The sequence below is a fragment of the Streptococcus sp. X13SY08 genome (assembly GCF_001182825.2).
Taxonomy (GTDB): domain Bacteria; phylum Bacillota; class Bacilli; order Lactobacillales; family Streptococcaceae; genus Streptococcus.
Genome location: NZ_LFYO02000003.1, coordinates 114,993 through 128,446 on the forward strand (window position 1 = coordinate 114,993; position 13,454 = coordinate 128,446).

Below are 13,454 nucleotides of genomic sequence, written 5' to 3' on the forward strand. Positions count from 1 at the left end.
CCCAATGGATTTTCTTATTTTATTCTTAGTAGGCGTAGTTCTGCTTGGGCTCATTTTCTTGTGGCGGACAGTCCAGCTCTTGCCCAAACAATTGGAGAATGAAACCGAGGACATGGCTGACCTACTTTCAGACCAAATGGGTTACCAGCTAGAGCGTCAATCTTTGTTGCAACAGCAAAGTGCCTCTAAGGACATGACGGACTTGCGGCGGGAGCTCTATCAGCATTTGACGGAAATTCGTCGGGATATTCAGCTTAGTTTGCAGCAAAATCGAGAGGCGACGGATCAACGTTTGCAACAGATGCAAGTATCCAATGAAAAACGTTTGGAAGAAATGCGCCAAACGGTTGAGGAGAAGCTAGAAAAAACCTTGCAGACCCGCTTACAGGCTTCCTTTGAAACGGTGTCTAAGCAGTTGGAATCCGTCAACCGTGGTCTGGGAGAAATGCAGAATGTGGCGCGTGATGTGACGAGCCTCAATAAGGTCTTGTCCAATACCAAGACTCGAGGCATTATGGGCGAGTTGCAACTTGGTCAGATTATAGAAGATGTTTTGACACCGAGCCAGTATGAACGGGAATTTGCGACGGTTGCGGGCTCTAGTGAGCGCGTGGAATTTGCCATCAAATTGCCAGGACAGTCTAGCGACCAACCAGTTCATTTACCGATTGATTCCAAGTTTCCTTTGGAAGATTATTATCGCTTGGAAGACGCTTATGAGATTGGTGATAAGAACCAGATTGATCTTCACCGCAAAAATCTTCTTGCAAGTGTGAAATGTTTTGCTAAGGATATTCGCAGCAAGTATCTCAATCCACCTGAAACCACGAATTTTGGTGTTTTGTTCTTGCCAACTGAAGGGCTCTATGCGGAAATTGTGCGCAACCCGGCCTTTTTTGATGGCTTACGTCGGGATGAGCAGATTGTAGTGGCAGGTCCTACAACCTTGTCTGCTTTACTCAATTCCATGTCCGTGGGCTTTAAAACGCTCAATATTCAAAAATCTGCTGATGACATTAGTAAGGTGCTAGGCACCGTCAAGATTGAATTCGGTCGTTTTGGAGATATGCTTTCTAAGGCGCAAAAACAGTTGTCCACAGCTAGTCGGACAGTTGATAGTCTCTTAACAACGCGAACCAATGCTATTGAACGCGCGCTCAGAAACATTGAATTCTATGAAGATGATCAGACCAGAAGTCTCTTAGATATACCATTAGAAGAGGTAGAAGATGAAAATTAACCAGATGCGCAAGGACGAATTCTTTGAAGGATTCTACTTGATTGAGACGGCAGAAGTTCGTCAGACTAGGGCTGGAAAAGACTATTTGGCTCTAACCTTCCAAGACGATACAGGGGAAATCGAAGGCAAAGTATGGGACGCTCAACCAGATAAAATCAAGGATTTCACTGCGGGGACGGTTGTTCATATGCAGGGACGCCGTGAGGTTTACAACAATACTCCCCAAGTCAATCAGATTACTCTTCGTTTGCCACGCAATGGCGAACCTAGTGATCCAGCTGATTTTAAGGAAAAACCACCAGTAGATGTCAAAGATACCCGTGACTACCTCAGCCAGATTACTTTCCGTATTGAAAATGCGATCTGGCAGCGGATTGTTCGAGCGCTTTACAGCAAGTATGATAAAGAATTTTATTCCTATCCGGCTGCCAAAACTAATCACCATGCCTTTTATTCAGGTCTATCCTTCCATACAGCGACCATGATTCGCTTGGCTGATAAGATTGGAGATGTTTATCCACAGCTCAACAAGAGCCTCCTTTTTGCGGGAATTATGCTCCATGATTTAGCAAAGGTGATTGAATTGACAGGTCCTGACAATACAGGTTACACAGTTCGAGGCAACCTCATCGGGCATATCTCGCTGATTGATGAAGAAATCACAAAAGTGGTCATGGAACTGGGTATTGACGATAGCAAGGAAGACGTGGTTATTTTACGTCATGTCATTCTTAGTCACCACGGGCTCCTAGAATACGGTAGTCCTGTTCGTCCGCAAATTATGGAAGCCGAAATCACGCACATGATTGATAACATTGATGCGGAAATGATGATGATGCTGACGGCGCTTGATAGAGTCGGGGCTGGCGAAATGACCAATCGTATTTTTGCCATGGACAATCGGGCATTTTACAAACCAAATCTTGATTAGTTTGATCAAAAGCGAAAAAGCGGAACTTTTTAACTTGTAAAAGTTCGTCTTTTCGCTTTGTTTTTATTTGTTTTATGATATAATAAGAAAAAATCAAAAGGGGAGAAACTATGAAACTAAGAAGAAGTGAACGTATGGTGGTTATTTCTAACTATTTGATCAACCATCCTTATCAATTAACAAGTTTAAATGTATTTGCAGAAAAATATGAGTCCGCAAAATCTTCCATTTCAGAAGACATTGCCATTATAAGAAAAGCCTTCGAAGAAAGTTCCGTCGGCTATATTGAAACGATCACAGGAGCGAGTGGAGGCGTGGTCTTTACGCCGTCCATCTCTCGCGAGGAGTCTATAGAAATAGCGGAGCAGTTGCGTGAGCAAATGGCTGAAAGTAGTCGTATCTTGCCAGGTGGGTATATCTACTCATCCGATCTTTTGTCAACACCAATTGTATTGAAAAATGTAGGGCGCATTATCGCGGAAGCCTTTAAAACAGAGAATATCGATGCTGTTATGACCGTTGCAACCAAAGGGGTTCCTTTGGCAAATGCCGTTGCTAACGTTCTCAATGTGCCGTTTGTGATTGTTCGCCGTGATTTGAAAATCACGGAAGGATCAACGGTTTCTGTCAATTACGTATCTGGTTCAAGCGATCGTATCGAGAAAATGTTTCTTTCAAAGCGTAGCCTCAAGGCAGGCAGCCGCGTTTTGATTGTTGATGATTTCTTGAAAAATGGAGGAACCATCAACGGGATGATCAGTCTTTTGTCAGAATTTGATAGCACTCTGGCAGGTGTAGCTGTATTTGCGGAGAATCAAAAAGGAGACCGCAGTGTCACCAACTACAAGTCTCTCCTTGCTGTTACCAATATCGATACCAAAGAAAACAAGGTTGATGTGGAATTGGGAAATATCTTTGATAACTAAATTCAAAAAACCTAGACTAGCTAGGTTTTTTATGTTATTTTAATCCTAATTCAAAACTGTCAGAAGATGCTGTGACAGCAATCGTTTTAAGCGTCAGCGGATGTATCAGAGTCAGTTTATGGGCGTGCAGCATGAGGCGAGATGCTCTCTTATTGCTGTAAAGAGGATCGCCGATAATGGCAAGTCCATGATGACGGAGGTGAACGCGGATTTGGTGAGTCCGACCTGTTTTTAGTCGACAGGAAACCAAGCTATTGCGCCCGATCTTTTTTAATAAGGTTACATGGGTTTCAGCGCTTTGCCCATTTCGAATATCCACTACTCGCTTCCTACGGTTATGGCGGTCGCGCCCGATTTTATCGGTAATGGTCCATTCTTTTTTGGTGATTGTCCCTTGTGCCAAGGCCAGGTATTCACGGTAGATTCGTTTGTCTTCAAGCAGGCGATTCAAGATGGGTAAGATAAAGGGGTTTTTAGCAAAGAGAATGGCTCCGCTGGTTTCCATATCTAGTCTGTGGACCACATAGCAGGTGCTACCGACGTAGGCTGATACATGATTCAAAAGGGCGATTTCTGTAGGCTCATTACCGTGTGTTTTCATGCCCTCAGGCTTATTGACAATGATAACATGTTCATCATCGTAAAGTGGATCAACTAGCTCTGCCTTTCCCATAGGAATAAGCTTTTCAGGATAGTCTTCTTGATCAAAGGTTAATTCCAGAATATCACCTGCTTGGATAGAGCTCTGCCAATGGATGCTTTCTCCGTTGACATGAACATGCTTTTTCATGCGCAGGAAGTGGCGAATTTTTCGAGGAATGAAGAAATAATCTTCCAGCAACTCTTTGACGGTCATCTCTGGAAAACTTTCTGGGATGGGAATCTTGTATGTTATCATCTTATAAACTCGTTGAATGTTTGGGTTGCACTTTTTCTGCTGGATTGATGAAATTCATGGCATTGTTGACAGCAGTTGGTGCTTCGCCAAATCCTGTCGCAATCAAGTCCACCTTGCCTTCGTAGAAGCAGCAATCACCGACGGCATACACACCAAGCGCAGATGTTTCCTGCTTGCTGTTGACAATGATACGGTGACGATTGAGGTCGAGCCCCCATTCTTTGAGAGTACCAACAGAGGATTTGAAACCGTAGTTGACAAAGAGTTGGTCAAGCGGTAGCATCACAGTTTCATCACTTTTGACCTTGGTAATTTCCAAGTGAGTGGCTGTCGAGCCTTCGCCGATGAGTTTGCTTGGGACGTAGGGCGTATGAATGGTTACGTTAGATTTTTTCAGTTCGTCAACGCTATGTTCCAGCGCACGGAAATTGTCTCGTCTGTGAACAATACTAGTTTTGCCAGCGATTTTTTCAAAAGTCAAAGACCAGTCAACTGCAGAATCACCCCCACCTAGAGCGACGACATCTTGTCCTTGGTATTGCTGAATATTGGACACGTGATAGCGGATGTTTTCAAATTTTTCAGCTCCATCAATTTCAAGAGGGCGAGGTTTGAAGGCGCCGCCTCCCATCGCTACGATAATGGTTTTGGTCTCATGTTGCCCTTTAGAGGTTGAAATGGTTAACTGTTTCTCTCCGCGTTCTATACCTGTAACGGTTTCGTTGAGACAAATAGTGATGTTAAATTGTTCCAACTGTGCCAAGAGATTGTCCGTTAATTCTTGTCCAGTAATGCTAGCATAAGCTGGGATATCGAGAATAGCTTTTTCTGGATAGAGAATGGCGGGTTGTCCGCCTAGTTGCGGCATAGAATCAATGATTTTTACTTTGGCTTGACGCAAATGAGCATAAAAAGCGGCGAAGAGACCGACTGGTCCGCCGCCAATGATGGTAATATCATAAACTTCTGTCATGGGTAGATCCTTTCAAAACAAAATCATTACCATTTTAGCATAAATCATCAAAAAATTCTTAGACTTTTCAGTCCAAAGGTCTCAAATGGAGCTTTTTCGTCGGTAAAAATTTAAAATGTAGTATAATGGGAACAATTAAAAGGAGTGAATAAAACATGACTTATGAATTTGAACCAGATCATCTAGAAGATGAGATGGATTATCAAGAAGAATATAGCCGCAGCCGGCGTGCCCGTGGCGGTGGCGAAAAGAAAATAAAAACACCTAAAAAATCTCGTATCCCAGAACCCATTCGTCGCTTTTGGCGCCGTTATCAATTGACCAAGATTCTTTTGATTTTGATTGGGGTGGTTGTTTTAGTCGTTGGTAGCTACCTTTTTTACCTCGCTAAAACTGCTAATGTTGGGGATCTGCAGGCTGCACTCAAGGCAACAACAGTAATCTATGATAAGGATGGCGCCGAGGCAGGGACCCTATCTGGGCAAAAGGGGACCTATGTGGAGTTGGACGCTATTTCGGACAACTTGGAACAAGCTGTCATTGCCACGGAAGACAGAACTTTCTACGAAAATTCAGGTATTAACTACAAACGGACCTTCTTAGCGCTTTTAACTTTGGGTCGTTCAGGTGGTGGATCAACCATTACTCAGCAGTTGGCTAAGAATGCTTTTTTAACGCAGGATCAGACCATCAGTCGGAAAGCACGAGAATATTTTCTAGCACTCGAAATCAATAAAAAATATAGTAAAGATGAAATTCTAACCATGTACCTTAACAATGCCTATTTTGGCAATGGTGTTTGGGGCGTACAAGATGCTAGCCAAAAATATTTTGGTATCAATGCATCTGATTTATCAGTAGAACAGTCGGCACTGATTGCGGGTATGCTTAAGGGGCCTGAGATTTACAACCCTTATTATTCGATTGAAAATGCGACCAATCGCCGCAATACAGTCTTGCAAGCTATGGTAGATGCAAAAACGATTGACCAAGCAACGGCTGATGCTGCCAGTCAAGTAGACATCGCAAGCCAACTTGCAGATACTTACGGAGGGAAGCAACAAAATTATAGCTACCCATCTTATTTTGACGCGGTGATTGCTGAGGCCATCGACCGCTATGGTCTCAAGGAAAGTGACATTATCAATAATGGTTACCGTATTTACACGGAGATGGACCAAAATTCCCAGGCCAGCATGCAGGTGATTTACAACGACGAAACGATGTTCCCGATTTCTCCATATGATGGTTCGTCTGCTCAGTCTGCCAGTGTCGTTCTTGATCCCAAGACAGGTGGTGTTCGTGCTCTAGTCGGACGTGTCAATAGTTCAGAAGATGCGGCTTTCCGGACCTTTAATTTTGCCACTCAATCAGAGCGCAGTCCAGGTTCTACTATTAAGCCCTTGGTAGCATATTCTCCAGCCCTTGCTGCAGGGTGGGAGATTGACCGGGAACTAGATAATCACACAGAAACCTATGGCAATTACACTCTACATAATTATGATTATTCGACTTCTGACACTATTCCTATGTATCAGGCTTTAGCGATGTCTTATAATCTTCCGGCGGCCTCTGTAGTTCATACCTTAGGTTGGGTGTTTCTATTGGAAGTGGAGTGTCGACGAATCCCCTTCAAATGGCTCAAGCCTACTCTACCTTTGCAAATGGTGGCGTCATGCAAGATGCTCACTTGATTAGCAAAATTGAAACGGCCAGTGGAAAAGCATTAGCTATCCATACAACAAAATCAACACGCGTCGTCAATCAGTCAGTCGCGGATAAAATGACGTCCATGATGCTTGGTGCATTTACCAACGGAACGGGCGCAAATGCAGATGTTTACGGCTATGACATTGCCGGAAAAACAGGGACCACAGAAACAAGTTTTAATGCTGATTTTATCAATGATCAGTGGATCATTGGTTTTACACCAGATTTAGTAATGACACAGTGGGTAGGTTTTGAAAATACAGATGAATCGCATTATATTGATGAATCTAATTCATGGATGGCACCTGTTATTTTCCAGACAGTTGCAGGTTCTATTTTACCGAATACAGCTGGCACAGCTTTCCATGTCGAAAATGCCTATGTAGCAAATGGAATCATTACAACTCAAGAAGAAACAGGTCAACCAGAAGTAGCACCTGATCAGAATGATCTGAACGACTTAGCCAATAAAACTCAAGATTTAATTGATCAAACGAAACAACAAATTCAAGACGCAAAAATTCCGGAGCGAGCAAAAACACTGTGGGATAACATTCAATCCTTCTTTGAGTAGTTGCCAAAAGGGAAAAAACGTGATAAAATAGCAAGGATGGAGGGTTTTATGGCATTAAAAAAAGCAAGCCTAGCGTGTACCGTATGCGGTTCTAGAAATCACTCAATTACGCTTTCTAGCAATCCAAAACCCACACGATTAGAAGTAAATAAATATTGTAAACATTGTGGTCAATACACTGTCCACAAAGAAACCAGATAGGAGTCAGATGTGAACTTTTTTAAAGATACCATTCAAATTTTAAAAGATACAACATGGCCAACTAAGAAGCAAGGACGGAAAGATTTTGTTTCTGTCTTGGAATACACAGCCTTTTTTGTGGTTGTCATTTATCTCTTTGACCTCTTATTATCAAAAGGGGTTATCGGATTGATTAATCTTTTCTAGTTTTAGCTTGCCATTTACAAAATGGAAGTGATATAATAAAGAAAAGCGAAAGCCTTCGGGCTTTTTTATTGTGAAAGGAAAAGGGCTATGTTAGATAGTTTTGACAAAGGTTGGTTTGTACTACAGACCTATTCAGGGTACGAAAATAAGGTAAAGGAAAACCTCTTGCAACGTGCGCATACTTATGATATGTTGGAAAACATTTTGCGCGTGGAAATCCCTACTCAAACTGTTCAATTAGAGAAAAATGGCGAGAAAAAAGAAGTAGAAGAAAATCGCTTCCCAGGTTATGTTTTGGTAGAAATGGTCATGACAGATGAAGCATGGTTTGTTGTCCGTAATACACCAAACGTTACAGGTTTCGTTGGGTCACATGGGAACCGTTCAAAACCAACTCCACTCTTGGAAGAAGAAATTCGCCAAATCTTGGTGTCTATGGGACAAACCGTTCAAGAATTCGATATTCATGTTCAAGTGGGCGATATGGTTCGTATCATTGATGGAGCTTTCTCTGGCTATGAAGGAAAAGTTTCTGAGATTGATAATAACAAAGTTAAGATGATTATTTCTATGTTCGGAAATGACACTGTTGCTGAAGTAAGCCTTAATCAAATCGCAGAATTATAAGACTTGGAGCCATTTGGCTCCTTTTTTGTGTGGAAAAATAGACATAAAAAGCACCTCGGAGTGGAGAGGAAATCAAGAAATGGGTAATTTGTTCTAAATTCGCCCCAAAATATTTTAAAATTGCTCCGAATTTAATCGAACCGAGAAATCAAAAAGCCCGATTTTACGGGCTTTTCATTAGGATTAATACTATTAAATTGGGTACATGAAGGCGGTAGACGGATTTGAACCGACGATCAAGCTTTTGCAGAGCCGTGCCTTACCACTTGGCTATACCGCCACAACAAGAATCATTCTACCGTAATTGATGTGATTTGTCAAGAGTAAATCATGGTGGCAAAAAAGTTGGCAAATTTAAGGTTTTGAAGTGACTAATTAGAACCATTATAATATAATGGGGTTATTAAGCAGAAGGAGGACACTATCATGTCTCTAGTCGGAAAAGAATTGGTTGAGTTTTCAGCCCAAGCCTATCATAACGGTAAATTTATTACTGTGACAAGCGATGATGTTAAAGGGAAATGGTCAATTTTTTGTTTCTATCCAGCAGATTTCTCGTTTGTTTGTCCCACCGAACTCGGTGATTTGCAAGAGCAATATGCAGAATTGCAATCCTTAGGAGTTGAAGTCTATTCTGTTTCTACTGACACACATTTTGTGCACAAAGCTTGGCACGACGATTCAGATGTTGTAGGCACCATCACCTATCCTATGATTGGAGATCCTTCTCATGCCATCTCAGCTGCTTTCGATGTTCTAGGTGAAGATGGTTTGGCGCAACGTGGTACATTTATTATTGATCCAGATGGGGTTATCCAAATGATGGAAATTAATGCGGATGGTATTGGTCGTGACGCAAGTACATTAATTGATAAAATCCATGCTGCACAGTATGTTCGTAAGCATCCTGGTGAAGTTTGTCCAGCTAAATGGAAAGAAGGTCAAGATACATTGACTCCAAGTTTGGACCTTGTAGGAAAAATTTAAGAACCATCTGTTTGTGAGAGGAGGATTTCAATGGCACTCACAAGTGAAATCAAATCACAATTAAAACAATATCTAGCTCTTTTAGAATCTGAGGTGTTGATCGAAGCAGACTTGACGACTGATGAACATTCTCAACAGGTCAAAGATTTTCTTGATGAAATTGCTCAAATGTCCGATAAAATAACCATCGTAGAGGGAGAATTGGGTAGCAGAAAACCTAGTTTTACAATACGAAAAAAAGAGAAAGAAAGTGGCATTTTATTTGCCGGCCTTCCTCTAGGGCATGAATTTACATCTTTCATCCTTGCCTTGTTGCAAGTTTCAGGTAGAACACCTAAAATAGATGAAGAAGTTTCAAAACGCATCCAAGCCATTACACAACCTCTTCATTTTGAAACCTATGTCAGTCTGTCTTGTCATAATTGCCCGGATGTTGTACAGGCGCTTAATATTATGGCTGTCCTCAATCCTGCTATTTCTCATACCATGGTTGAGGGAGGGATGTTTCAAGATGAAGTCAAGTCCAAAGGAATTTTGTCCGTTCCAGCAGTCTACTTAAATGGCCAAGAATTCTCTTCTGGTCGTGCAACGATTGAGCAATTGCTGGAAAAAATTGCTGGCCCTACAAAAGAAGATTTTTCGGATAAGGGAATCTATGATGTTTTGGTTGTCGGCGGTGGCCCTGCAGGCAATAGTGCGGCTATTTACGCTGCCAGAAAAGGCTTGAAGACTGGACTAGTAGCAGAGACCTTCGGTGGTCAGGTTATGGAGACGGTCGGCATCGAAAATATGATTGGAACCCTCTATACAGAAGGTCCAAAACTGATGTCTCAAGTTGAAGAGCACACCAAATCCTACGATGTGGATATTATCAAAGCTCAAGTAGTAACATCCATTGAGAAAAAGGAAACGATCGAAATGACACTTGCCAGCGGTGGTGTTTTGAAAGCTAAAACAGTTATTTTGGCACTTGGTGCTAAATGGCGGAATATCAATGTGCCCGGTGAAGAAGAATTCCGAAATAAGGGAGTGACTTACTGTCCGCACTGCGATGGTCCACTCTTTGAAGGGAAAAATGTAGCTGTCATCGGCGGTGGAAATTCTGGATTGGAAGCGGCTCTTGATTTAGCGGGCTTGGCCAAACAGGTCTATGTATTAGAATTTTTGCCAGAGTTGAAGGCAGATAAAGTTCTCCAAGATCCTGCAAATGAGACGAGCAACGTCACTATTCTTAAAAATGTTGCTACCAAGGAAATTGTTGGAGATAGTCAAGTGACAGAGCTTCATTATGTGGAGCGTGATACCAACGAGGAACGTAGCATAGAACTCGAAGGAGTTTTCGTACAGATAGGTTTAGTTCCAAGTACATCATGGCTAAAGGATAGTGGCATCGAATTGAATCAACGAGGAGAAATCGTAGTGGATAAGTATGGTTCAACCAATATTTGTGGCATTTTTGCAGCAGGAGATTGTACGGATTCGGCGTATAAGCAAATTATCATCTCCATGGGATCAGGAGCGACCGCAGCCATTGGGGCATTCGATTATCTCATTCGACAATAAGAAGAAAAGCTCACATTCGTCAGTCATTAGCGCTGTAAAAGTTGATTGCTCAGCGTATTTTAGAGGGCAGACTTGTTATTGATCTCCTCTCTATCGGCATTCAAGCACTGCATTTTGAAAATGTAATGTGAGTAATAGGAGTTTGGAACTAGTTTTGGTCCAAACTCTTTTTGTTGCACGATAAAGATGGAGAGGGGATAGGAGTTGCAATGTGAGGGGGAAAGTTCAAAAGTATTTATAGAAGATTTTTCATGCCAAATATCGTATTTTAGGCTTATAAATCACTTGTCTATCTCTTGAAATTCTGTTATAATGATTAGGTTGTGAAAACAACAAATACTCATCTTGGACGAATTGTCTGCTTGTTGCCTACGGGTTGGCGGGCGAGTTGAAATCTGAGAGAGGAAAAAACATTATAAAGGAGAAACTACTCATGGCAGTAATTTCAATGAAACAATTGCTCGAAGCTGGTGTACACTTTGGTCACCAAACTCGTCGCTGGAATCCTAAGATGGCTAAGTACATCTTCACTGAGCGTAACGGTATCCACGTTATCGACTTGCAACAAACTGTAAAATTGGCTGACCAAGCTTACGACTTTATGCGTGACGCAGCAGCAAACGATGCAGTTGTATTGTTCGTTGGTACAAAGAAACAAGCAGCAGAAGCTGTTAAAGACGAAGCGCTCCGTGCTGGTAAATACTTCATCAACCACCGTTGGTTGGGTGGAACTCTTACAAACTGGGGCACAATCCAAAAACGTATCGCTCGTTTGAAAGAAATCAAACGCATGGAAGAAGAAGGAACTTTTGAAGTTCTTCCTAAGAAAGAAGTTGCATTGTTGAACAAACAACGTGCTCGTCTTGAAAAATTCTTGGGCGGTATCGAAGATATGCCACGTATTCCAGACGTTATGTTTGTTGTTGACCCACATAAAGAGCAAATCGCTGTTAAAGAAGCTAAAAAATTGGGCATCCCAGTTGTAGCTATGGTTGATACTAACACTGATCCAGACGATATCGATGTTATCATTCCAGCAAACGATGATGCAATCCGTGCGGTTAAACTAATCACTGCTAAAATGGCTGATGCGATCATCGAAGGTAACCAAGGTGAAGACAACGTAGCAGCAGTTGAAGCTGAAATGGCTGAAGAAGCAGCATCTACAGAATCAATCGAAGAATTGGTTGAAGTTGTAGAAGGTAAATAAGAATAAGTAACTAAGAGCGCTAAAAGGCGACAGAATTTTAGAGAGACTTGGCAGCAAATCCTGATTTGCTAGACAAGTCATCTAAATTCCAAAGCCTTTAGCTCAAGTACAATTAGATCAAGTAATGAGGACGTAAAGAAAAGCGTAAGATTTTAGAAAATGGACGGCGCAGTCTAGTGACTGCAAGGAGATTTGTCTAAATCCTAGCTTTTTAGTCCGAATACAATTAATAAGTACCGAAGGGGCAGGGCTAGGCCCTGTCCTTTCTATTTTATAAAAATAATCGAATACGCCTACAGCTCACTGAAAATAGATAACCTTTCCTAGATGCGAGCATCATGGATCAAGTTCCTAATTTTTCTAGAGTTGCTTAAGGGCTTAATATCATAATAATAGGAGAAAACAAAAATGGCAGAAATTACAGCAAAACTCGTTAAAGAATTGCGCGAAAAATCTGGTGCCGGCGTCATGGACGCGAAAAAAGCACTCGCTGAAACTGACGGTGATATCGATAAAGCGGTTGAATTGCTCCGCGAAAAAGGTATGGCAAAAGCTGCTAAAAAAGCTGACCGCGTAGCTGCTGAAGGTTTGACAGGTGTTTACGTGAGTGGCAATGTTGCAGCAGTTGTTGAAGTAAATGCTGAAACTGACTTCGTTGCGAAAAATGCTCAATTTGTTGAATTGGTAAACGAAACAGCTAAAGTGATTGCAGAAGGCAAACCCGCTTCAAACGAAGAAGCTCTTGCATTGATTATGCCTAACGGTGACACTCTTGAAGCTGCATACGTAAACGCAACTGCAACAATTGGTGAAAAAATTTCATTCCGTCGCTTTGCGGTTATCGAAAAAACAGACGAGCAACACTTCGGTGCTTACCAACATAACGGTGGCCGTATCGGTGTTATCTCCGTTATCGAAGGTGGCGACGACGCTCACTGAACTCGATGAGCAATTCATCAAAGATGAGTTGGCTAAATTGAACCACGCTATCGAATTGGATAACGAAAGCCGTGCTATGGTTGACAAAGCTCCACTTCCATTCTTGCAATACGGTTCAAAAGCTCAATTGTCAGACGAAGTAGTTGCTAAAGCTGAAGAAGATATCAAAGCTGAATTGGCTGCTGAAGGCAAGCCAGAAAAAATCTGGGACAAAATCCTTCCAGGTAAAATGGATCGCTTCATGCTTGACAACACAAAAGTTGACCAAGCTTACACACTCCTTGCTCAAGTTTACATCATGGACGACAGCAAAACAGTTGAAGCTTACCTTGACAGTGTAAACGCAAAAGCAGTAGCATTTGCTCGCTTTGAAGTTGGTGAAGGTATCGAGAAAAAAGCTAACGACTTCGAATCAGAAGTAGCAGCTACAATGGCAGCGGCTTTGAACAACTAAGAAACCAAATGGAAAAATCGTAGATTTACGGTTTT

11 protein-coding genes, 1 tRNA gene and 2 pseudogenes are annotated in these 13,454 nt (G+C 41.9%); 11 read left to right on the forward strand and 3 right to left on the reverse strand.

What is annotated here, in order from left to right; all coding sequences use genetic code 11:
• Positions 1–4 precede the first annotated feature (4 nt).
• From AEX56_RS06270 to purR, 3 genes are all read left to right on the forward strand, one after another.
• Positions 5–1,240 (forward strand): DNA recombination protein RmuC, encoded by a 1,236-nt coding sequence (locus AEX56_RS06270; RefSeq protein ID WP_049618550.1) that lies wholly within the window; start codon positions 5–7, stop codon positions 1,238–1,240.
• On the forward strand, positions 1,230–2,171 hold the full coding sequence (locus AEX56_RS06275; RefSeq protein ID WP_049618383.1) for a 3'-5' exoribonuclease YhaM family protein: 942 nt from the start codon (positions 1,230–1,232) through the stop codon (positions 2,169–2,171). Before AEX56_RS06270 ends, AEX56_RS06275 begins: the two co-directional genes overlap by 11 nt.
• A 110-nt stretch (positions 2,172–2,281) precedes the next feature.
• Positions 2,282–3,097 (forward strand): pur operon repressor, encoded by an 816-nt coding sequence (gene purR, locus AEX56_RS06280; RefSeq protein WP_049618384.1) that lies wholly within the window; start codon positions 2,282–2,284, stop codon positions 3,095–3,097.
• A gap of 34 nt (positions 3,098–3,131) precedes the next feature.
• On the opposite strand, the gene AEX56_RS06285 is transcribed toward purR, so the two are convergent.
• Positions 3,132–3,995, reverse strand: coding sequence for an RluA family pseudouridine synthase (locus AEX56_RS06285; RefSeq protein ID WP_443031018.1), 864 nt, complete (start codon positions 3,993–3,995; stop codon positions 3,132–3,134).
• Between the two features lies 1 nt (position 3,996).
• Entirely contained in the window at positions 3,997–4,968 is a 972-nt protein-coding gene (locus AEX56_RS06290; protein WP_049618385.1) for an NAD(P)/FAD-dependent oxidoreductase, read from the reverse strand.
• A 155-nt stretch (positions 4,969–5,123) separates the two neighbouring features.
• Between AEX56_RS06290 and AEX56_RS06295 the strand changes: the two are divergent.
• The 4 genes and pseudogenes from AEX56_RS06295 to nusG all read left to right on the forward strand — a co-directional run bounded on the left by AEX56_RS06295 (position 5,124) and on the right by nusG (position 8,266).
• Positions 5,124–7,252: pseudogene (locus AEX56_RS06295) on the forward strand (transglycosylase domain-containing protein).
• Positions 7,253–7,300: 48 nt separating this feature from the next.
• Positions 7,301–7,453: a 50S ribosomal protein L33 gene (gene rpmG, locus AEX56_RS08300; RefSeq protein ID WP_082326198.1), complete on the forward strand. Its 153-nt coding sequence runs from the start codon at positions 7,301–7,303 to the stop codon at positions 7,451–7,453.
• 9 nt (positions 7,454–7,462) lie between these two features.
• The gene (gene secE, locus AEX56_RS06300; protein ID WP_049618386.1) at positions 7,463–7,639 is read left to right on the forward strand and encodes a preprotein translocase subunit SecE; all 177 of its coding nucleotides are present in this window, start codon (positions 7,463–7,465) and stop codon (positions 7,637–7,639) included.
• Positions 7,640–7,726: 87 nt separating this feature from the next.
• Positions 7,727–8,266 carry a transcription termination/antitermination protein NusG gene (nusG, locus tag AEX56_RS06305; RefSeq protein ID WP_049618387.1) on the forward strand — a complete coding sequence of 180 codons (540 nt, stop codon included), beginning with the start codon at positions 7,727–7,729 and terminating at the stop codon, positions 8,264–8,266.
• 209 nt (positions 8,267–8,475) lie between these two features.
• Here nusG and AEX56_RS06310 read toward each other — a convergent pair.
• Positions 8,476–8,546 (reverse strand) — tRNA-Cys (locus tag AEX56_RS06310).
• A 146-nt stretch (positions 8,547–8,692) separates the two neighbouring features.
• Here AEX56_RS06310 and ahpC point away from each other — a divergent pair.
• The 4 genes and pseudogenes from ahpC (at position 8,693) to tsf (ending at position 13,419) form a co-directional block, all read left to right on the forward strand.
• Positions 8,693–9,253 carry an alkyl hydroperoxide reductase subunit C gene (gene ahpC, locus AEX56_RS06315; RefSeq protein ID WP_049618388.1) on the forward strand — a complete coding sequence of 187 codons (561 nt, stop codon included), beginning with the start codon at positions 8,693–8,695 and terminating at the stop codon, positions 9,251–9,253.
• 30 nt (positions 9,254–9,283) lie between these two features.
• Positions 9,284–10,816 (forward strand): alkyl hydroperoxide reductase subunit F, encoded by a 1,533-nt coding sequence (ahpF, locus tag AEX56_RS06320; RefSeq protein WP_049618389.1) that lies wholly within the window; start codon positions 9,284–9,286, stop codon positions 10,814–10,816.
• 433 nt (positions 10,817–11,249) lie between these two features.
• Positions 11,250–12,026, forward strand: a complete 777-nt coding sequence (gene rpsB, locus AEX56_RS06325; RefSeq protein WP_049618390.1) for a 30S ribosomal protein S2 — start codon at positions 11,250–11,252, stop codon at positions 12,024–12,026.
• Between the two features lie 408 nt (positions 12,027–12,434).
• Positions 12,435–13,419 (forward strand): annotated as a pseudogene (gene tsf, locus AEX56_RS06330) (translation elongation factor Ts).
• The last annotated feature ends 35 nt before the right edge of the window (positions 13,420–13,454 follow it).